Source organism: Nocardioides sp. S5, from assembly GCF_017310035.1.
Classification (GTDB): Bacteria; Actinomycetota; Actinomycetes; order Propionibacteriales; family Nocardioidaceae; genus Nocardioides.
In genome coordinates, this window is sequence record NZ_CP022296.1 from 2,935,800 (window position 1) to 2,956,156 (window position 20,357).

At 71.5% G+C, this 20,357-nt stretch carries 21 protein-coding genes; 2 read left to right on the forward strand and 19 right to left on the reverse strand.

The window, feature by feature from the left end:
* Window positions 1-12: 12 nt before the first annotated feature.
* From hisH to hisD, 4 genes are read right to left on the reverse strand one after another with little or no spacing between them, the layout of a single operon-like run.
* On the reverse strand, window positions 13-651 hold the full coding sequence (hisH, locus tag CFI00_RS14515) for an imidazole glycerol phosphate synthase subunit HisH (RefSeq protein ID WP_207081808.1): 639 nt from the start codon (window positions 649-651) through the stop codon (window positions 13-15).
* Window positions 648-1,256, reverse strand: coding sequence for an imidazoleglycerol-phosphate dehydratase HisB (gene hisB, locus CFI00_RS14520; RefSeq protein WP_207081809.1), 609 nt, complete (start codon window positions 1,254-1,256; stop codon window positions 648-650). Before hisB ends, hisH begins: the two co-directional genes overlap by 4 nt.
* A complete protein-coding gene (locus tag CFI00_RS14525) occupies window positions 1,253-2,383 on the reverse strand; it encodes a histidinol-phosphate transaminase (RefSeq protein WP_207081810.1) in 1,131 nt (376 codons plus the stop codon). Before CFI00_RS14525 ends, hisB begins: the two co-directional genes overlap by 4 nt.
* Entirely contained in the window at window positions 2,380-3,702 is a 1,323-nt protein-coding gene (hisD, locus tag CFI00_RS14530; protein ID WP_207081811.1) for a histidinol dehydrogenase, read from the reverse strand. Before hisD ends, CFI00_RS14525 begins: the two co-directional genes overlap by 4 nt.
* A gap of 78 nt (window positions 3,703-3,780) precedes the next feature.
* Here hisD and CFI00_RS14535 point away from each other — a divergent pair, with 78 nt between their 5' ends.
* Together CFI00_RS14535 and ybaK are read left to right on the forward strand one after the other, a co-directional pair.
* The gene (locus CFI00_RS14535; RefSeq protein WP_207081812.1) at window positions 3,781-4,446 is read left to right on the forward strand and encodes an LON peptidase substrate-binding domain-containing protein; all 666 of its coding nucleotides are present in this window, start codon (window positions 3,781-3,783) and stop codon (window positions 4,444-4,446) included.
* 29 nt (window positions 4,447-4,475) lie between these two features.
* Window positions 4,476-4,964: a Cys-tRNA(Pro) deacylase gene (gene ybaK, locus CFI00_RS14540; RefSeq protein WP_207081813.1), complete on the forward strand. Its 489-nt coding sequence runs from the start codon at window positions 4,476-4,478 to the stop codon at window positions 4,962-4,964.
* Window positions 4,965-4,979: 15 nt separating this feature from the next.
* Here the strand turns inward: ybaK and CFI00_RS14545 are convergent, their stop codons facing one another.
* The 15 genes from CFI00_RS14545 to ftsZ all read right to left on the reverse strand — a co-directional run bounded on the left by CFI00_RS14545 (window position 4,980) and on the right by ftsZ (window position 20,285).
* Window positions 4,980-6,704: a DUF3352 domain-containing protein gene (locus CFI00_RS14545; RefSeq protein WP_207081814.1), complete on the reverse strand. Its 1,725-nt coding sequence runs from the start codon at window positions 6,702-6,704 to the stop codon at window positions 4,980-4,982.
* 68 nt (window positions 6,705-6,772) lie between these two features.
* Entirely contained in the window at window positions 6,773-7,342 is a 570-nt protein-coding gene (locus CFI00_RS14550) for a hypothetical protein (protein ID WP_207081815.1), read from the reverse strand.
* Window positions 7,339-10,908 (reverse strand): DNA polymerase III subunit alpha, encoded by a 3,570-nt coding sequence (gene dnaE / locus CFI00_RS14555; protein WP_207081816.1) that lies wholly within the window; start codon window positions 10,906-10,908, stop codon window positions 7,339-7,341. Before dnaE ends, CFI00_RS14550 begins: the two co-directional genes overlap by 4 nt.
* A 158-nt stretch (window positions 10,909-11,066) precedes the next feature.
* Complete coding sequence (locus tag CFI00_RS14560) at window positions 11,067-12,029, reverse strand: DUF2332 domain-containing protein (RefSeq protein ID WP_207081817.1); 963 nt, start codon at window positions 12,027-12,029, stop codon at window positions 11,067-11,069.
* A gap of 30 nt (window positions 12,030-12,059) precedes the next feature.
* Entirely contained in the window at window positions 12,060-12,572 is a 513-nt protein-coding gene (locus CFI00_RS14565; RefSeq protein WP_207081818.1) for a DUF6886 family protein, read from the reverse strand.
* A 48-nt stretch (window positions 12,573-12,620) separates the two neighbouring features.
* On the reverse strand, window positions 12,621-13,352 hold the full coding sequence (locus CFI00_RS14570; RefSeq protein WP_207081819.1) for a GNAT family N-acetyltransferase: 732 nt from the start codon (window positions 13,350-13,352) through the stop codon (window positions 12,621-12,623).
* 28 nt (window positions 13,353-13,380) lie between these two features.
* The gene (locus CFI00_RS14575) at window positions 13,381-14,319 is read right to left on the reverse strand and encodes an RluA family pseudouridine synthase (RefSeq protein WP_207081820.1); all 939 of its coding nucleotides are present in this window, start codon (window positions 14,317-14,319) and stop codon (window positions 13,381-13,383) included.
* Window positions 14,316-14,867 (reverse strand): signal peptidase II, encoded by a 552-nt coding sequence (lspA, locus tag CFI00_RS14580; RefSeq protein WP_207081821.1) that lies wholly within the window; start codon window positions 14,865-14,867, stop codon window positions 14,316-14,318. The genes CFI00_RS14575 and lspA overlap by 4 nt, the downstream gene beginning before the upstream one ends.
* Window positions 14,840-15,730, reverse strand: coding sequence for a TraR/DksA family transcriptional regulator (locus tag CFI00_RS14585; RefSeq protein WP_207081822.1), 891 nt, complete (start codon window positions 15,728-15,730; stop codon window positions 14,840-14,842). The genes lspA and CFI00_RS14585 overlap by 28 nt, the downstream gene beginning before the upstream one ends.
* 169 nt (window positions 15,731-15,899) lie before the next feature.
* Complete coding sequence (locus tag CFI00_RS14590) at window positions 15,900-16,655, reverse strand: DivIVA domain-containing protein (protein WP_207081823.1); 756 nt, start codon at window positions 16,653-16,655, stop codon at window positions 15,900-15,902.
* Between the two features lie 108 nt (window positions 16,656-16,763).
* Window positions 16,764-17,060 carry a YggT family protein gene (locus tag CFI00_RS14595; RefSeq protein ID WP_207081824.1) on the reverse strand — a complete coding sequence of 99 codons (297 nt, stop codon included), beginning with the start codon at window positions 17,058-17,060 and terminating at the stop codon, window positions 16,764-16,766.
* 14 nt (window positions 17,061-17,074) lie between these two features.
* On the reverse strand, window positions 17,075-17,560 hold the full coding sequence (gene sepF / locus CFI00_RS14600) for a cell division protein SepF (protein WP_207081825.1): 486 nt from the start codon (window positions 17,558-17,560) through the stop codon (window positions 17,075-17,077).
* A gap of 61 nt (window positions 17,561-17,621) precedes the next feature.
* The gene (locus tag CFI00_RS14605; protein ID WP_207081826.1) at window positions 17,622-18,323 is read right to left on the reverse strand and encodes a YggS family pyridoxal phosphate-dependent enzyme; all 702 of its coding nucleotides are present in this window, start codon (window positions 18,321-18,323) and stop codon (window positions 17,622-17,624) included.
* Window positions 18,320-19,006 carry a polyphenol oxidase family protein gene (locus tag CFI00_RS14610; RefSeq protein ID WP_207081827.1) on the reverse strand — a complete coding sequence of 229 codons (687 nt, stop codon included), beginning with the start codon at window positions 19,004-19,006 and terminating at the stop codon, window positions 18,320-18,322. Before CFI00_RS14610 ends, CFI00_RS14605 begins: the two co-directional genes overlap by 4 nt.
* A 4-nt stretch (window positions 19,007-19,010) precedes the next feature.
* On the reverse strand, window positions 19,011-20,285 hold the full coding sequence (gene ftsZ / locus CFI00_RS14615) for a cell division protein FtsZ (protein ID WP_207081828.1): 1,275 nt from the start codon (window positions 20,283-20,285) through the stop codon (window positions 19,011-19,013).
* Window positions 20,286-20,357 lie beyond the last annotated feature (72 nt).

The following is a 20,357-nucleotide window of genomic DNA, read 5'->3' on the forward strand; positions in this document are numbered from 1 at the left end:
GGCGCGAACGACTCACGCGCGCAGCGACGCGACCCAGTTCTTGAGGAGCTCGGCGCCGGCGTCGCCGGACTTCTCGGGGTGGAACTGGGTCGCTGCCAGCGGCCCGTTCTCCACCGCCGCCACGAAGCGGTCCCCCCCGTGCTCGGCCCACGTCACCAGCGGTGCGCGGGTGCGGTCGTTGGTGACCAGGTCCCACGACCGCGCGGCGTAGGAGTGGACGAAGTAGAACCGCTCGTCCTCGACGCCGCTGAACAGCCGCGACCCGGACGGCACCTCGACGGTGTTCCAGCCCATGTGCGGCACCACGTCGGCCTCGAGCCGGGTGACCAGGCCGGACCACTCGCCGCAGCCGTCGGTCTCCACGCCGTGCTCGACACCGCCGGCGAAGAGCACCTGCATGCCGACGCAGATGCCGAGCACCGGCCGGCCGCCGGCGAGCCGGCGCCCGATGATGCGGTCGCCCTTGATGGCGCGCAGGCCCTCCATGCAGGCGGCGTACGCCCCCACGCCGGGCACGACGAGGCCGTCTGCCGCGAGCGCGGTGTCGAAGTCGCCGGTGAGGGTGACCTCGGCGCCGGCGCGCTCGACGGCCCGCACGACCGAGCGCAGGTTGCCCGAGCCGTAGTCGAGGACGACGACGTCAGGGGTCACAGGCTGCCCTTGGTCGACGGCACACCCGTCTCGCGCGGGTCGATCGCGACCGCGTCGCGGAACGCCCGGGCGAACGCCTTGAACTGCGCCTCCACGAGGTGGTGCGGGTCGCGGCCGGCGAGCACGCGCACGTGCAGCGCGAGGTGGGCGTGGAAGGAGATGGTCTCGAAGACGTGGCGGGTCAGCGAGCCCTGGTACGCCGCACCGGTGCCGCCGATCGCGACGTAGACCTGGCCCTCGGGCTCGCCGGTGTGCACGCAGTAGGGGCGGCCGGAGACGTCGACGACGGCCTGCACGAGCGCCTCGTCGAGCGGCACGGTCGCGTCACCGAAGCGGCGGATGCCGGACTTGTCGCCCAGCGCCTCGCGCAAAGCCTGGCCGAGCACGATCGCGGTGTCCTCGACGGTGTGGTGGGCGTCGATGTGGGTGTCGCCCTCGGTGCGCACGACGAGGTCGGTCAGCGAGTGGCGCGAGAAGGCGTCGAGCATGTGGTCGTAGAACCCCACGCCGGTGGACACCTCGGAGCGACCGGTCCCGTCGAGGTCGACCTCGACGAGCACCTTCGACTCCTTGGTGGTGCGCTCGATCCTGGCGGTGCGGCTCATGCTTGCTCCTCGTTCGCGTCGATGGTCACGTCCATCAGTGCCTTCCTGAATGCTGCCATCTCGTCGGGGGTGCCGACCGAGACGCGCAGCCAGCCCTCGGGTCCTGTCTCGCGGATCAGCACCCCGCGGTCGACCAGCCCCTGCCAGACCGCGTGCCGGTCGCCGAAGCGGCCGAACAGCACGAAGTTGGCGTCGGAGTCGGCGACCTCGAAGCCCTGCTCGCGCAGCCAGGCAACGGTGGCGTCACGCTCGGCGCGCAGGTCGTCGACCCGGCCGAGCAGCTCCGGGGCGTGGCGCAGCGCGGCGAGCGCGGTCGCCTGGGTGACGGCCGAGAGGTGGTAGGGCAGCCGCACCACCCGGATCGCGTCGCCGATGGCGGGGTCCGCGGCGAGGTAGCCCAGCCGCCCGCCCGCCAGCGCGAACGCCTTGCTCATCGTGCGCGTCACCACGAGGTTGCGGTGCTCGGGCAGCAGCTCCAGCGCGCTCGGCGTACCGGCACGGCGGAACTCTCCGTAGGCCTCGTCGACCACCACCAGTCCCCCGGGCTCGTAGGAAGCAGCCGCCTCGCAGAGCATGGACACCGCCTCGGGCGGGAGGGCCGTGCCGGTGGGGTTGTTCGGGCTCGGCAGCAGCACCACCGACGGCTTGCGCCCGAGGACGAGGTCCCGCGCGGCGTCGAGGTCGAGGGAGAAGTCCTCGGCCCGGTGGCCGGCCACCCACTCGGTCATCGTGTCGCGGGCGTACTCGGGATACATCGAGTACGTCGGCGCGAACGACAGCGCGACGCGTCCGGGGCCGCCGAAGGCCTGCAGCAGCTGCAGCATCACCTCGTTGGACCCGTTGGCCGCCCACACCATCGCGGGCGTGATGCCCGAGCCGCCCGACGTGTTGAGGTACGCCGCCAGCGCCTCGCGCAGCTCGACGAACTCACGGTCGGGGTAGCGGTTCAGCGTCACCGCAGCCTCGCCGACGGCACGCGCGATGTCGGCCGCCGCCTCCGGCGAGGGACCGTAGGGGTTCTCGTTGACGTTGAGCTGGACGGGCGCCTGCTCGAGCGTGAGCTGGGGCGCACCGTAGGGCTCGATCCCCTGCAGCTCCTCGCGCAGGGGTGGGAACCGGCCGCTCACGGCTGCGTGGGCTCGGCGTCGAAGCGGACGCTGACCGCCTGGCCGTGGCCGGGCAGGTCCTCGGCGCCCGACAGCGTCACCACGTGGTCGGCGACCTCGGCGAGCGCCTCACGCGAGTAGTCGATGACGTGGACCGACTTGGTGAAGGCGCGCACGGACAGGCCGCTGGAGTGGCAGGCACAGCCGGCGGTGGGCAGCACGTGGTTGGAGCCGGCGCAGTAGTCGCCCAGGGACACCGGGGACCACGGGCCGACGAAGATCGCGCCCGCGTTGCGCACCCGCGCGGCGTGCCCGGCGGAGTCGCGCGTCTGGATCTCGAGGTGCTCGGCGGCGTAGGCGTCGACGACGGCGACGCCCTGGTCCATGTCGTCGACCAGCACGATGCCGGACTGGCGCCCGCCGAGCGCGGTGAGGATCCGCTCAGTGTGCCGGGTCGCGTGGACCTGCTTGTCGAGCTCGGCCTCGACCGCGTCGGCGAGCGCGAGCGAGTCGGTGACCAGCACGGAGGCGGCCATCGGGTCGTGCTCTGCCTGGCTGACCATGTCTGCGGCGACGTAGGCCGGGTCGGCGCTGTCGTCGGCGAGGATGGCGATCTCGGTGGGCCCGGCCTCGGAGTCGATGCCGACCACCCCGCGCAGCAGCCGCTTGGCCGCCGCGACGTAGATGTTGCCGGGACCCGTCACGAGGTTGACCGGCGCGCAGGGGCCGGCGCCGTAGGCGAACATCGCGATCGCCTGGGCGCCGCCCACGGCGTAGACCTCGTCGACCCCGAGCAGCGCGCACGCGGCCAGGATCGCCGGCTCCGGCAGCCCGCCGTTGCTCTTCTGCGGCGGGCTGGCGAGGGCGATCGAACGCACCCCGGCGACCTGGGCCGGGACGACGTTCATCACGACGCTGCTCACCAGCGGCGCGAGCCCGCCGGGGACGTAGAGACCGACGCGGTCGATGGCCACCTTGCGGTGGGTCACGGTCGCCCCCGGCGCGACCTCGCTGGTCACGTCGTGCTCGAGCTCGGCCTCCGACGTCATCCGCAGCCGGCGGATCGACTCCTCCAGCGCGGCGCGGACGCCCGCGTCGAGCCCGTCGAGCGCGGCCCGGATGGCCTCGCGCGGCACGGTGATGTCCTCGGTCTCGACGCCGTCGAAGCGGGCGGAGAACTCGGTGATCGCGTCGACGCCCCGGGCCCGGACGGCGTCGATGATCGGCTGCACCTGATGCGTCGCGGCCTCGACGTCGAACTCGGCGCGAGGCACGCTCGCGCGATAGTCGACGGACGCCCGGTCGGCGTCCCGCAGGTCGATGCGGCGGATGAGGGACATGCCCCTGAGTCTAGGTTCCCCGGCGGGTCGGACCGAAGTCGCGGGTGCCGGGTGGACACCCCCGGCTAGTCTCGCCACGTGAGCGACCCGCTGCCGATGTTCCCGCTGAACACCGTCGTGTTCCCGGGGATGAGCCTGCCGCTCCACGTCTTCGAGGACCGCTACCGCATGCTCGTGCGGCACCTGCTGACGGTGGACGACCCGGCGGCACGGGTCTTCGGCACCGTGGCGATCCGCGAGGGCTACGAGGTCGGCGACCACGGCGCCCAGTCGGTCTACCGCGTGGGCTGCGTGCTGCAGCTCACCGAGGTCGACCGTCGCGAGGACGGCACCTTCGACATCGTCGCGGTCGCGCGCGAGCGACTGAAGCTGGAGGAGATGTCGCGCGGCGACGAGTTCCCCCAGGGCATGGTCGCGGTGATGCCGGAGCCCGAGGTCGAGGTGCCCACCGACGTGCTGGACCGCGCGCGCTCGACCTTCACCGCCTTCCGCGCGGCGATGACCGAGCTCCAGGGCGACCCGTTCAGCGGCACGCTGCCGCGCGACCCCGACTACCTGGCCTGGACGCTGTCCGCCCTCACCCCCCTGCCGATGGCCGAGCGCCAGTCGCTGCTCGAGGCCCCCGACGCCACCGAGCGGCTCCAGCTGGTGACGCGCCTGCTCACCGAGGAGCTCCGCGCGATCAACGTCATCCCCTCGCTGCCCGCGACCCAGGTCGCGCGCACCGCGTGGTCGCCGAACTGAGAGCACGCAGCTGCGGCGAGGAACGAACCATGGCGAAACGGAAGACCCCCGGAGGTACGCCGGCCACGGTGGCCCTCGGCGCGGCCGGCATCGCCTACGAGGTGCGCGCCTACGAGCACGACCCGCGCGCGGCGTCGTACGGTCTCGAGGCGGCCGAGGCGCTGGGCGTCGAGCCGGCACGGGTCTTCAAGACGCTGCTCGCCTCGCTTGACGGCCGGCTGGTCGTCGGGATCGTCCCGGTCTCGGGGCAGCTGGACCTCAAGGCGCTGGCGCGCGCCCTCGGCGGGAGCAAGGCGGTGATGGCCGACGTCGCAGCCGCCGAGCGGGCCACCGGCTACGTCGCGGGAGGCATCTCCCCCATCGGCCAGAAGCGTCCCCACCCGACCGTGCTGGACGCCTCGGCCCTCGAGCACGACACGATCCTGGTCTCCGGTGGTCGACGCGGCTTCGACCTCGAGCTCGCCCCGACGGACCTGGTGGCGGTCACCGGTGCGGTGACCGCCACCATCGGTCGCTGAGGAAGTACGAACGACTCAGTCGGTCGTCAGCTCGAGCTTGCCGTGCAGCACGTCGTCGTCGACCCAGCTGCTGACCGCGAAGGCCGACAACGGCTCGAGGTTCTCGCTCACCTCGGGCATGTCGTCGGTCACGCGGACCAGCCAGTTGTCGTCGGCGTCGAAGTTGACGTAGAGGACCGACTGGGCGTCGCCGTCCTCCACGACCCTGCCGTAGTCGTCGGTGCCGCCGAGGTCGCCGCCGGACTCCAGCTTGCCGCGGTAGTCATCCTGGAACGCCAGGACCGCATAGCCGTCGCCCTCGGTCACCTCCATCATCGGAGTCATCTCCGCGGGCACCTGGTCGGCGATCTTGTCGAGCACCGCCTGGATCTCGTCGGCGTCGCCCTTGATGGTGATGCCCGCGGGGAGCTCACCGGGACCGCCGTTCGCGATCGCGTCAGGGTCGATCCCTCCGCCGATCGAGATCGTCACGCCCTCGCCCATCAGCGTCTCGATGTCCTCGGGGAAGGCCAGCCCGGTCTCGCTCTCCATCTCCGCGATCCCGTCGTCGATCGACGATGCGTCGTCGGGCAGCGTGGTCTTCAGGTAGTCGACGAACGCCTCGGCCCAGCCCTCCTCGAGCGAGAAGCCGAGCGCGGCCACGGTGTCGTCGGGAAGGTCGGCCACCATCGAGGCACCCTCGTCGGAGTCGATGAACTTCGTCATGTCGGGCTGGTAGTTGGACACCGCGTACTCGATCTCCACCGAGCCCTCGTCGAAGCGGACCGTGGCCGCCATGCCGTCGAAGTCGTCGATCATCTGCTGGAGCTCCGGCGGGACCTCAGCGTTGTCGCTCCCGGAGGACGGGTCGGTCGTCTCGGAGAAGCAGGCGTCGAGCTCCTCGGCCGTGGTGGCGGCGTCGACGCACTCCTGGTCGAACGGCTCGCCGAAGCCTCCCATGGAGTCCGAGGACATCCCGGTCAGCGGCGCGCCCAGCTCGGCCACGTCGCCGAGGTACTGCGCGGCGCTCTTGGCGACGTAGAAGGACATGAAGCCGTCGTCGCCGGCCTCGCCGGTCCACTTGCCGTAGGCGGCGTCGTCGGCGAGCGTGCCGGAGCCACCGGCCTCGACCACCTGGTCGGCGATCTCGTCGGTCTCGGCCAGCACGAGCCAGTCGCCCTCGACGGTCCAGCCGCCCACGTCGCTGGCCTCGTCACCGCCCTCTTCGCTTCCCCCGCAGGTGTCGATCAGGGTCTGGACGCCTTCCTCGGCCGCGCCCGCGTCGGTCACCTGGACCACCGCGACCGGCGCCGGCTGGTCCTCACCGAGGTCGACCGCTGCCACGGCGGCGCGCGAGCCCAGCCACGGCGCGACGTCCTCGGCGTAGTCGAGGCCCTGGCACTCGCCGGAGGAGGTGATCTCCTCGAACAGGCGCTCGCGGAGGTCGTCGTCGGTCTCGAGGTCGATCTCGTCGGTGAACGCCGGGAACTTGCGCAGCGTGCGGATCGCCTCGATCTTCTGCCCGCCGCTCGGGTCGAGGTCGACGCTCATGTAGGCGACGGTCGAGGCGGGCAACGCCTCGGCGGGCTGTTCGCCGGTGGCGAAGAAGCTGGTGGCCGCCCAGGCGCCACCGGCGACCACCGCCCCGCCGGCGACGATGGCGCCGAGCGCGATCAGCCGCTTGCGGTTGTCGTTGTCGGAGGCGGACGTGGTCGGCCCCGATCCCTCGAGGTACTCCGGTCCACCCGGTGACATGCTCATCTTGGTCCCGCTCCCCCGTGTGCAGCGTCCCGAGGTGCTCGGGACTGCCAGTGTGGTCGCGGGTCAGCCTACCCGCGGGAGGGCCGTCGCAATCCCCGACTTCCCAACAGGTAGGTGCCGACCAGACCAGCCATCGCGCCCGCCGGGAAAGCGACCAGCGCGGTCGAGAACCAGGGCTCCCGGTCGGCGTCGGGGGCGGTGAGCGCGAGGTCGCCCGAGAGCGGGGTGTAGTCCGGCGTTCCGGCCGCCAGGGCCTGCGGGTCGGTCGGTCCCAGGGCGCTACCGACGGCGTACATCACCACGGCGGCGAGCGCCGCGCCGGCGAGCACGCCGACGACGGTCACCACCTCGCGGCCACGCCACAGCCCGGCCAGCACGGCCAGCACCAGGCCCAAGGGGAAGGCAATGAGGACGAAGAGCGCGACGCCCTCGAACGAGACGTCGGGGCCGGCGGGCTCGAGGTACCACTGACCCTGGTAGGTCAGGCCGTCCGGCGCGTCCCACAACCGCTCCCAGACCACGCCCGCGCCGGCGCCGGCGGCGACGAACACCGCGACCAGGACACCGAGACGGGTGAGCGCCCCGCCGATCCCCGCGCCGTCGTGGACCTCCTCGTGGACCGTCCCCTGCTCGCTCATCCGGTCAGGCACCCCGGGCCGAGCAGCTGCTTGAGGTCGGCGAACAGCGCCGGGCTGGGGCTGACGCGCAGGTTGTCGTCGAGGCGCAGCACCTTCGTGGAGCTACGGGTCAGCAGGCGCAGCTGGACCTCGGTCATCCCTGGGTGCGTGCCGAGGACGTCGCGGAGCTGGGCGACGACCGGCGGGGTGCAACGGGTCGACGGGAGGCTGATCACGACCGGCCCGGTCGGACCGTGCGTCAGGTCGGGTGCGCTGACCTCCTGGGCGCGCAGCTCCGGCTGGTCCTTGTCGCGCGAGAGCTGCCCCTTGATCCGCACGATCTGGTCCTCGACCAGGAGCGTCGACGCGAGGGTGTAGGCGCTGGGGAACAGCAGCACGTCGATGGCGCCGTCGAGGTCCTCGAGCGTGATGGTCGCCCACGGGTCACCGCGCTTGGTGATCTTGCGCGCGACGGACGTGATCAGGCCGCTGACCGTGAGGGTGGTGCCGTGGGGGCGGTCCTCGTCGAGCATGAGCTGGCCGATGGTGCAGTCGGTGCCCTGGGACAGCACGTGCTCGAGGCCGAGGAGCGGGTGGTCGGAGACGTAGAGCCCGAGCATCTCCCGCTCGTGGCCGAGCAGGGTCATCTTGTCCCAGTCGTCGATGTCGGGGATGGTCACGCTCACCCCGAAGCCGGCGTCGTCCTCGCTCAGGCCTCCGAAGAGGGAGTCCTGGCCGATGGCCTCGTTCTTCTTGAGGTCGACGAACTGGTCGACCGCGGTCTCGTGCACCGCCACCAGGGCGCGCCGCTTGTGCTTCATGTCGTCGAACGCACCGGCCTTGATCAGCGACTCGACCACGCGCTTGTTGCACACCAGCGCGGGGACCTTCTCCATGAAGTCGTTGAAGTCGGCGTAGCGGCCCTTCTGCTCGCGGGCGGAGGCGATCCCGTCGACGACGTTGCTGCCGACGTTGCGCACCGCGGTGAGGCCGAAGCGGATGTCGGTGCCGACGGGGGTGAAGTTGGCGTGGGACTCGTTGACGTCGGGCGGCAGCACCTGGATCTTCATCCGACGACACTCGTTGAGGTAGATCGCCATCTTGTCCTTGTCGTCCTTCACCGAGGTGAGGAGCGCGGCCATGTATTCGGTCGGGTAGTTGGCCTTGAGGTAGGCGGTCCAGTAGGTGATGACGCCGTAGGCGGCGGAGTGCGACTTGTTGAAGGCGTAGTCGGAGAACGGGAGCAGGATCTCCCACAGCTTGTCGATCGCGACCTGCGGGAAGCCCCGCTCGAGCATGCCGGCCTGGAACCCGGCGTACTGCTTGTCGAGCTCCTCCTTCTTCTTCTTGCCCATCGCGCGGCGCAGGTTGTCGGCGGCACCCAGGGTGAAGCCGGCGAGCACCTGCGCGATCGCCATCACCTGCTCCTGGTAGACGATCAGGCCGTAGGTCTCCCCCAGCACCGGCTCGAGCGCCTCGGCAAGCGCCGGGTGGATCGGCTCGATCGCCTCGCGACCGTTCTTGCGGCGGGCGTACTTGTTGTGCGAGTCGGCGCCCATCGGGCCTGGGCGGTAGAGCGCGCTCACGGCCGTGATGTCGGCGAACGCGTCGGGCTGCAGCGAGCGGAGCAGCGACCGCATGCCCGAGCCGTCGAGCTGGAAGACCCCGAGGGTGTCACCGCGGCCCATCAGCTCGTAGGTCGCCCGGTCCTCGAAGCCGAGCTCCTCCAGGACGACCGTCTCGCCCCGGTTGACCTCGATGTTGCTGATCGCGTCGTCGAGGATCCGGAGGTTGGACAGGCCGAGGAAGTCCATCTTGACCAGGCCGAGCGACTCGCACATCGGGTAGTCGAACTGGGTGATGACCGCGCCGTCCTGCGGCCTGGCCATGATCGGCACGATGTCGATGAGCGGCTCGCTCGACATGATCACGCCGGCGGCGTGCACGCCCCAGTTGCGGATCTGCCCCTCGAGCCCGACCGCGGTCTCGTAGATCGTGCGGACGTCGGGGTCCTGACCGTGCAGCGCGCGGAACTCGCCGCCGTCGTTGTAGCGCTTGTGGTCGGCGTTGAAGATGTCCTTGAGCGCGACTCCCTTGCCCATCACGTCGGCCGGGTAGGCCTTGGTGATCCGGTCGCCGATCGCGAAGCCGTGGTCGAGGACGCGAGCGGCGTCCTTGATGGCGGCCTTGGCCTTGAGCCGTCCGAACGTCGCGATCTGGGCGACGCGGTCGGCGCCGTACTTCTCGCTGACGTAGTGGATGACCTCGCCGCGGCGGGCGTCGTCGAAGTCGATGTCGAAGTCGGGCATCGAGGGTCGCTCGGGGTTGAGGAACCGCTCGAAGAACAGCCCGTGCTCGAGCGGGCACAGGTCGGTGATCCGCAGCGCGTAGGCCGCGATCGAGCCCGCACCCGAGCCACGACCGGGTCCGACGCGGATGCCGTTGTCCTTGGCCCAGTTGATGAAGTCGGCGACCACGAGGTAGTAGCCGCAGTAGCCCTTCTGCGAGATGATCGCGAGCTCCATCTCGACCCGGTCACGGACCTCCTGGGTCGTCAGCTCGCCGGGGTAGCGGGCCTCGATGCCGCGCCACACCTCCTTGCGGAACCACGACTCCTCGGTCTCGTCGGCCGGCACGTCGGCGCGCGCCATGTAGCCGCCGGTGGACTCGGTGAACTCGACCTCGCAGCGCTCCGCGATCGCGAGGGTGTTGTCGCACGCCTCGGGCATCCCGAAGCGGTCGCCCCACAGCTCGCGCATCTCGGCGGCCGACTTGATGTAGTAGCCGCCGCCGTCGAACTTGAGCCGGTTGGTGTCGGAGAGCCGCTTGCCGGACGCGACACAGATGAGGGCGTCGTGGGCGGCGGCGTCCTCGGGGTTGTTGTAGTGGGAGTCGTTGGTGGCGATGGGCGGCAGGCCCATCTGCTTGCCGAGCCGCAGCAGGTCGTCGCGGACGCGCTTCTCGATGTCGATGCCGTGGTCCATCAGCTCGAGGAACACGTTGTCGCGACCGAAGATGTCCTGGAGCTCGGCGGCCTCGCGGACCGCCTCGTCGTACTGGCCCAGGCGCAGGCGGGTCTGGATCGCGCCGCTGGGGCAGCCGGTGCTGACGATGAGGCCCTTGCTGTGCTCGGCGAGGATCTCCTTGTCCATCCGGGGCTTGAAGTAGTAGCCCTCGAGGCTCGAGCGCGACGAGAGCCGGAACAGGTTGTGCATGCCCTCGGTGCTCTCGGCCCACATCGTCATGTGGGTGTAGGCCCCGCCGCCTGCGACGTCGTTGCCACCCTCCTCGGCGAGGTCGCCCTGACCCCAGCGCACCCGGCGGCGCTCGCCGCGCTGGGTGCCGGGGGTGACGTAGGCCTCGATGCCGATGATCGGCTTCACCCCGTGCTTGCGCGCCTTGGAGTAGAAGTCGTAGGCGCCGTGGAGGTTGCCGTGATCGGTCATCGCGATGGCCGGCATGCCGAGCTCGCTGGTGCGGCTGAACAGGCCGTCGAGCAGCGACGCCCCGTCGAGCATGGAGTACTCGGTGTGGACGTGCAGGTGCACGAAGCTGTCCGAGGAGCGTGAGGATGAGCCGGCCGACATGGAGGAGACTTCCGCACCTTTCGAGGAGTCGCTGACGGTGTCATTTCTGGGGGTCGCGCTGACTGCTCAGCCCTCGTGTCCAGATGGGGGAAGGCCGTCAGCCTACGTCAGTGTGCACGGCCCCACCGACAGGACACCCGGCCCTGCGCCGGGTCCGATCAGAGCCAGTCGACGGTGTGGCCGTGGCCGTGGCTGAGGGCCACCGGGACGCCGTCGAGCGCGGTCACGAAGCGACCCGGCGGCACCGCTCGGTCACCGGTCACGTCCGGGAGTACCTGTGGTCCCTCGTTGCTGATCCAGCGGCACCGACCGGCCGCGACCAGGTCCATCATGAGTGCCTGGAAGCGGCGTCGGTCAGGGTCGTCGAGGTAGGCGACCACGGCCGAGTGGAGGACGACCGGGGTGCCGTGGGGAGCCGCCCGGTCCAGCAGGTCGGGCAGCCGGTCGAGGAGGTCGCCGCGCACGAGAAGCGGTGGGTCCAGGCGGGCCACGTCGACCGCTGCGCGCAGCCGCCGGCGTCGCTCGTCCTGCTCGGGCCAGACCAGGTTCTCCAGCCACGCCGTCGCGTCCGGGTCGGACACGTCGAGGGGGTTGAGGTCGATCCCGGCACGCCAGGCCACCTCCGGGTGCCGCACGGGCAGCGGCAGCGGTCCCGTGGCCTGCGCGGTGAGCACCGGCCCGCGGCTCCCCCGCAAGCCGCCCAGCGGCGGCCAGGCGTAGTCGTAGCGGTCGGGGAACAGGCACAGGCCGGCGCTCGCACCGACCTCGACCAGCGCCAGCGGGCCGTCCACGAGCGCCAGCACCGGCACCAGCGTCGCGAGGCGGCCCACCTCGTTGGTCTGGGTGGCGCGGGCCATGACGGTCGCGCGCACGTCCGGCTCCTGCTCGAGCAGCACCCGGCGCAGGCCGGCGTACGGTCCGGGCGCGGGAGCGCCGTGCCAGCGGGCGGCCGCGAAGACCAGGTTGGGCTGCCGCTTGATCGCCGGGAGCGTGCCCAGCCAGGCCAGCACCTCGGGGTCGTCGGCGACGCCCCGCGCCCACTCCTCGAAGCAGGGCGAGTCGCCGGCGGCGTAGGCCGCGAAGTCGAGGTACTCGGCGATCACGTCGTCGTGGAGCAGCACGGGCCCATCCTGCCCCTGTCGGCCGCGGGCTCAGCGCTGGGCCGGGAACGGACCGGCCGGGCCGACGCCGGCGTTGCCCAGGCGGATCCCGGAGAACTCCAGCCCCTGCGCGCGCACGCCGGCGAAGTGGTCGTCCAGGTCGGGCAGCACCAGCAGCTCGATGCCCTGCTCGTGGTGCAGCCGGACGAGGTCGCCCACCTCATCGGGCGGCCCCAGCGGCGACACCGGCCGGGTGGTCACGTGGGCGTGCGGTCGGTCACCGAAGGCCTCGAAGTCCGTGGCGGCGAAGCGGTAGGCGTACAGCCGCGTCGCCCGCATCGCGTCGAGCCAGGCGTCCTCGATCGCGTGGACCCTCTGCACGCCGTCGCCCCACGAGCAGACCCGGGGGCACTGTCGCGGGAACCAGTAGCAGGGGGCGTTGAGGGCGTCGACCGACCACACGTAGGCCTCCGGCTGCTGGGCGGTGGCCGCCACGTGCGGCACGAATCGCTCGATCGCCGCGTCCTCGCTGAAGTGGAGGACCTCCCCGGGACGCGGCAGCACCGAACCATCGTGCCCCACAGCACCGGACAGTGGAGCGTACGGCCCGACCTAGCGACCGGCGGCTCCACCCTCGGCGGCGTCACTCCGGGCGGCGTCGAGGGACTCGGTGATGATCACGTCGACGATGCGTGCCACACGATCCTGGCCGAGCTCGGGGACGACCTCGGCGATCCGTCGGGCGATCTCGGCCTCGCGGCGGGGGTCCCGCTCACCGGTGGGCCTGACGGCCTGCACGGCCCGCGTGAGCGCCGTACGCCGCGCGAGCACGTCGCCGAGCACGAGGTCGACCTCGTCGATCATCGCGCGGAAGCAGGCCACCGGGTCGTTGCCGGGCCACACGAGCCGGATGTCGGGCGCGCGCTCCTCGTTGGCCGACCCGTCGGTGCGCTCGAGGGCGACGAAGCCGTGGCGGGCGTAGAAGTCGCGAGCGGGCCGGTTGGACTCGAAGACCCACAGCCCGACACCGTCGGGGTGCCCCGCCAGCGCGTCGCGCAGCAGGGCGGTGCCCACTCCCCTGCCCTGCGCGCCGGGGGCGACGTAGAGGTCGTCGAGCCACGTCGGCGTGGCCCGGGAGTAGCCGACGACCCGGCCGTCGAGCTCGGCCACGCGGACGTCGTACGCCGCCAGGTCCCAGCCGGCGACCCACGTGCGCACCTCGTGGTCGGGGTGCACCGCGGGCGGGAAGGCCGCACCCGCTGCCGCACGGGCGGCGAGGTGGACCTCGGCGAGTGCCGGGAGGTCAGCGGCCGTGGCCGGACGCAGGACCGGCTCGGTGCTCACCCTTCGAGACACTCGCTTCGCTCGTTCCTCAGGACAAGTCACGGATGACCTCGAGCGCGTGCGCGAGGTCGTCGGGGTAGGTGGACTCGTAGGTGACGTGGTCGCCGGTCTCGGGGTGCTCGAAGCCGAGGCGCATCGCGTGCAGCCACTGGCGCTCGAGCCCGAGCCGCTGGGCGAGGGTCGGGTCGGCGCCGTAGGTCAGGTCACCGACGCAGGGGTGCTTCAGCGCACTCATGTGCACCCGGATCTGGTGGGTGCGACCGGTCTCGAGGTGGACCTCCAGCAGGCTGGCGAACCGGTGGGCCTCGAGGGTCTCGTAGTGGGTGATGCTGTGGCGACCGTCGCCCATCACGGCGAACTTGTAGTCGTGCTGGGGGTGGCGCCCGATGGGGGCGTCGACCGTGCCGGACAGCGGGTCCGGGTGGCCCTGCACGAGCGCGTGGTAGGTCTTGTCGACCGTGCGGTGGCGGAAAGCGTTCTTGAGCACCGAGTAGGCGCGCTCGGACTTCGCGATGACCATGACACCGGACGTGCCGACGTCGAGTCGCTGGACGATGCCCTCGCGCTCCTTCGCACCGGAGGTCGAGATGCGGTAGCCGGCGCCGGCGAGGTGGCCCACGACGGTCGGACCGCGCCAGCCCGGCGACGGATGGACGGCCACGCCGACCGGCTTGTCGATCACCACGATGGCGTCGTCGTCGTGGATGATCCGGATGCCCTCGACGATCTCCGCCTTCACCTCCAGCGGGTCGCGCTCGGCCGGGATGGTGACGTCGAGCATGGAGCCGGCGTGGACCCGGTCGCTCTTGCCGACGCCCGAGCCGTCGACCAGCACGTGGCCCTGCGCGATGAGGTCGGCGGCCTTGGTGCGGGAGAACCCGAACATCCGCGCCATGGCAGCGTCGACGCGCTCGCCGGCCAGGCCGTCGGGCACCAGCACGGTGCGCTGCTCGGTGTGGGTGCTCATGCGTCGGACTCCCGGGTGCCGTCGAGGGCGATCCCGCGGAAGGTCTGCAGGATGATCAACCCGGCCGCGAGGTTGATGCAGATGTCGGCGATGTTGAAGACCGGCCAGTTGGGCAGCATCAGGAAGTCGACGACGTGCCCGTGCAGCGGCTCGGGCTGGCGCACCAGGCGGTCGGTGAGGTTGCCGGCGACGCCACCGAGCAAAAAGCCCAGGGCCAGCGCCCAGCCCGTGCTGGCGATGCGACGGCTCAGCCACAGGACCACCACGACCGCGACCACGGCCAGGCCGGTGAACACGATGGTGAAGTCGGTGCCCGTGCTGAACGCCGCGCCGGGGTTGAACGTCAGGTGGAGGACGAACCAGTCGCCCAGCACCGCGATGTCACCGTCGGCCAGCTCGGCGAGTGCCCACTGCTTCGACCCGAGGTCGAGGGCGTACGCCACCAACGCGACGGACGCGAACAGCAGCAGGGCACGGGGACGCCGACGGGACGGGTCGTCCTGGACTGTGTCGCTGGAACTCAGCGACGCTCCTCGCGCTGCTTGCATGTCAGGCACAGTGTGGCATGGGGCACCGCCATCAACCGATTCTTGCCGATGGGGTTGCCGCAGGAGTCGCAGACGCCGTAGGTGCCGTCGTCGATGTGGGCCAGGGCCCGGTCGAGCTGCCCGAGGGTCTCGCGCTCCTTGGCCAGCACCGTGAGCTCGTGGTCGCGCTCGAAGCTCGTGGCGCCGACGTCGGCCTGGTCGTGGCCCGCGCCGTCGCCGGCGTCGCGCATGAGGTTGGCCAGCTCCTCCTCGGCCTGGTCCACCGAGGTGGCGAGGCGCTCGCGGTGCTCGCGCAGGTCCTTGACGACCTCGTTGAGCTCGGCGCGGGTCCAGGCGTCCTCGCCCTCGAGCACGACGAGGGTGGAGGGGGTGGCCTTGCGGGCCTTCTTCACGGGCGCAGCCTTCTCGGCGGACGCGGGGACGGCCTTGGTCACAGGAGCAGCCTTCGGGGTCGGGGCGGACGAGGTTGGAGCAGTCTTCTTGGCCGGAGCCTTCTTGGCCGGAGCCTTCTTCGCGGGCGCCGCCTTCTTCGCGGGCGCCGCCTTCTTCGCGGGCGCCGCCTTCTTCGCGGGCGCCGCCTTCTTCGCGGGCGCCGCCTTCTTCGCGGGCGCCGCCTTCTTCGCGGGCGCCGCCTCCTTCGCGGGAGCCGCCTTCTTCGCGGCAGCCTTCTTGGCCGGGGCCTTCTTGGCCGGGGCCTTCTTGGCCGGCGCCGCCTTCTTGGCCGGGGCCTTCTTGGCCGGCGCCGCCTTCTTCGCCGGCGCGGCCTCCGGCGCGGGGGCCTCGGGTGCGGCGCCGCGGCGACCGATCACCCGCTTGGCAGCGGCCGCGGCAGTGCCGGCCAGGGACTTGCGCGTGCCAGCCATCTCCGAGGGCCTCCAGCCATGCATCGGGTGTGGCGGGAACCACACGTGGCAGGGAGGTTAGCCGCTGGGGGCGGGGGTTCCAACACTGGCTCGCCGAAATGCGAGGACGGCCACCCTCTCGGGTGACCGTCCTCCTGTTCACAGGCGTGTTCGAGCCTGCGTGACGTGCTCAGCTCTCGTCGTCGCCGAGCACCGAGCGCAGGCGCTTCGGCGCGCTCGAGCTGTCGACCGGAGCCTGGCTCTCGCTGCCGTTGGCCAGGGCCTCGAGCTGCTGCGTGAAGTAGGTCTTCAGGCGGGAGCGGTACTCGCGCTCGAACTGGCGAAGGGTCTCGACGTCGCTGTTGAGCTTGTCGCGCTCCTTCTCCAGGTCGCCGAACATCTGCTGGCGACGCTCGGCCGTCTCGGAGTCGAGCATCTGCGAACGCTGGCGGGCGTCGGCCTCCATGCGGTCGGCCTTGGTCTTCGACTCGGCCTCGAGGCGCTCGGCCTTGGTGCGCGCGGCGCCGACGATGCGGTCGGCCTCGTTCTTGGCGTCCTCGACGAGCTCGTCGGCGTTGCGCGTGGCGATCTCGAGCAGACGGGCTGCGGCGTTGGACGCGTCGGCGATGTTGCTGACGCGAGCCGTCTGGACCGGCGCGGCGGCGACGGCCGCCGGGGCGGCGCGCTCCGGCTCGGGCTCGGGCTCGGGCTCCCGCTCCGGCTCGGGTGCGGCCGGCGCGAACGACGTGGTCGCAGGTGCAGGAGCGGACGCGCCGGACTGGGCAGCGGAGAGCTTCGACCGCAGGTCGTCGTTCTCCTTGGTGAGCCGCGCGAGCTCTGCCTCGACCTCGTCGAGGAACTGGTCGACCTCGCCCATGTCGTAGCCCTCACGGAGGCGTACGGGCGTAAAGCGCTTGTTGCTCACGTCCTCAGGCGTCAGCGGCATGACCTCACCCAAACTTTCACGATCGATATCACGGTGGCTCTGCTGTCAGGAGACAATAGCGCCCGGGGATCCACAGGGCACAGTGACCCGTGTGGCGGATGGTTCAGCCTAGGCCGACAGGAAGAGGGTGGCGACCACCCTCAGCAGCAGCCAGGCCGTGACGAGCACGAGGATGAAGCTCAGGTCGAGGGCGACCGAGCCGATCCGCAGCGGCGGGATCACGCGGCGCAGGGCCACGATCGGCGGGTCCGTCGCGGAGTAGACGCCTTCCAGCGCCACGAGCAGGGGACCACGGGGCTCCCACTGCCGCGCGAAGACCTGGACCCAGTCGACGATGAACCGGATCCAGAGCAGCGCGATGAACAGGTAGAGGACGACGTAGAGGGTGAGGCCGAAGTAGTACACGGGTAGAGAGTGCCTCAGCTCTGGTTGAAGAAGCCGTCCTCGGCGATCCGCTGCTTGTCCTCGGCCGAGACCGCGACGTTGGGCGGCGAGAGCAGGAAGACCTTGTTAGTCACCCGCTCGATCGTGCCCCGGGTCGCGAAGATGAGGCCGGCGGCGAAGTCGACGAGACGCTTGGCGTCGTTGTCGTCCATCTCGCTGAGGTTCATGATCACGGGCGTGCCGTCACGGTAGTTCTCACCGATGAGGCGGGCCTCGTTGTAGTTGCGGGGGTGCAGGGTGGTGATGCGGCTCAACTCAGCCACGACTCCTGTCTGGACCGGGGCCGGACGACGGCGCTCGGCGAGGTCGGACACGGGGGCAGGGCGACGCTCGCGCGCGACCGGACGCTGGTCGACAGCCTCCTGGGTCGTCGTCTCGGTGTCGCTGTCGTAGTCGTCGTAGTGGCCCGTGTCCTCGAGCAGGCCGAGGTACTCGCCGATCTTGCGCATCGCGCCGCTCATGAGACAGATCCTCCGGTAGACCGGGCGCCCGGGTCCGGGCGCCACTTGACTGATGTGGACACTACTTGACCGCGGGCCTCTCACCGAGGACCGCGGACCCGACACGCACGTGTGTCGCGCCGTGGCTGATGGCCTGCTCGAGGTCGCCGCTCATCCCCGCGGACAGCACCGTGGCGTCCGGGTGGGCCTCGAGGAAGGTGGTGCGGATCCGCGCCAGGCGCGCGAAGGCCTCTGCGGGGTCCTCCCCGAGCGGCGCCACGGCCATCAGCCCGCGCAGCCGCAGGTCCGCGGACTCCCCCACCGCGTCGGCGAGCAGAGCCAGGTCCTCGGGGTCGGCACCGGCACGGTGGCCCGCCCCCGGTGGGTCGAGGCTGACCTGGAGGAGCACGTCGACCTCCTGCCCTCGCGCACCGGCGCCCCGCGCGAGCGGCCCGACGAGCTTGGTGCGGTCGAGCGACTCCACCACGTCGGCGTACGACGCCACGGCGGCCGCCTTGTTGGACTGGAGGCCGCCGATGAAGTGCCAGCGCAGGCCGAGGTCCGCGCACTCGCGCGCCTTGGCCTCGGCCTCCTGGTGGCGGTTCTCGCCGACGTCGGTGACGCCGAGGTCGGCCAGCAGCCGCACGTCGGAGGCGGGGAAGAACTTGGTGACCACCACGAGCGACACGTCGCCGTCCGGTCGCCCGGCCTCCGCGCAGGCGTCGCGGATGCGACGGCGTACGTCGTCGAGGCGGGCGGCGACCTCGTCCGCACGGGCGGTCACGGGTGGCTCCAGATGACGCCGGCGAAGCGGGTCGAGGCGGCACCGTCGCGCCGGTGGGACGGCCACGAGGTGTCCTCGCGCGTGCAGGCGTCGACCGAGCGGACGTCGGCGATGCCGGCGGAGGCGAGCTGCGCGCGGACACCGGCGCCGAGGTCGAGCGCCGCAGTGCCCCACGAGGTGGTGGAGCGGGACTCCGGCACGACGGCGGCGACCTCGTCCTGCAGGTCGGCGGGGACCTCGTAGCAGGCGCCGCACACGTGGGGTCCGATCCAGGCGACGCTCGGGTCCGCACCGTGCTCGCGCAGGGCGGCGATCGCCGAGGGCACCACGCCGGCGGCGAGGCCGGGGCGGCCGCTGTGCACGGCGGCGATCCAGCCGGAGGCGGGGTCGGCCAGCAGCACCGGGACGCAGTCGGCGGCACGGGCGACCAGGGCGACGCCCGACCGCGAGGTGACCAGGGCGTCGCAGGTGGGCGCGACGCCCTGGGCCTCGACCAGCTCGACGCCGGCACCGTGGACCTGGTGCATGAGCACCGGGGTCGCACCCGACTCCTCCGCGACCAGGCGCAGCGCCTCGTCACGGACGGCCGGCTCGGCGGCGTCGCCGAGGCTGAGGGAGACGTCGGTGAAGGCGACCTCGATCACGAGGTCGCCTTCGATCCGGTCGCGGTGGCGCAGGTTCACGTGCTCACTTCAAGAAGTCGGGCACGTCGAGCTCGTCGTCGTCGAACTGCACCTGGCGCGCCTGGCGCGGCTGCGCGGGGGCGGCCGGCGACGGGGTGGAGGACGGCGACGGAGCGGACTGCTGGGACGGAGCGGACTGCTGGGACGGAGCCGAGGGGGCGAACGTCGTCTGGGCGGGGGCCGAGGGTCGGCCCTGCCCCTGCTGGCCAGCACCGTGGCCGGACGGCGTCGACGAGCCCCCGGCCAGCTGCTGGGCGGCGGCGCGGGTCTGCTCCTGCGTCTGGGCGGGCTGGCCCTGACGCAGCACGTTGCCGTCGGAGCGTCGCTTCGGCATGCCGCCGTCGAAGCCGGCGGCGATGACGGTCACCCGCACCTCGTCACCGAGCGCGTCGTCGATGGTGGCGCCGAAGATGATGTTGGCCTCGGCGTGCGCGGCCTGCGAGACCAGCGCCGCGGCCTCGTTGATCTCGAACAGGCCGAGGTCGGAGCCGCCGGCGATCGACAGGAGCACGCCGTGCGCGCCCTCGATGCTCGCCTCGAGCAGCGGGCTGGAGACGGCCATCTCGGCCGCGGCGACCGCACGGTCCTCGCCACGCGCCGAGCCGATGCCCATCAGGGCCGAGCCGGCGTTGGCCATGACGGACTTCACGTCGGCGAAGTCGAGGTTGATCAGGCCGGGCGTGGTGATCAGGTCGGTGATGCCCGAGACACCCTGGAGCAGCACCTGGTCGGCCTGCTTGAAGGCGTCGAGGATCGACACGCTGCGGTCGGTGATCGAGAGCAGCCGGTCGTTGGGGATCACGATGAGGGTGTCGACCTCCTCGCGGAGCTGGCTGATGCCCTCCTCCGCGGAGTTGGCGCGACGACGCCCCTCGAAGGCGAACGGACGGGTCACGACGCCGATGGTCAGCGCGCCCAGCGAGCGCGCGATGCGCGCCACGACGGGGGCGCCGCCGGTGCCGGTGCCACCACCCTCACCGGCCGTCACGAACACCATGTCGGCGCCCTTGATGACCTCTTCGATCTCGTCGGCGTGGTCCTCGGCCGCCTTGGCGCCCACGTCGGGGTTGGCGCCGGCGCCGAGGCCGCGGGTGAGCTCGCGGCCGATGTCGAGCTTGACGTCGGCGTCGCTCATGAGGAGTGCCTGGGCGTCGGTGTTGATCGCGATGAACTCGACGCCCTTGAGGCCGACCTCGATCATCCGGTTGACGGCGTTGACGCCGCCGCCACCGATGCCCACGACCTTGATGATCGCCAGGTAGTTCTGCGCTGCTGCCACGGCTCCGGGGCCTTCCTTGAGAGGTGTGCTGAGAAAGTTCTGGTGACGGGTTGCTCGACTGCTGCCCTCGGG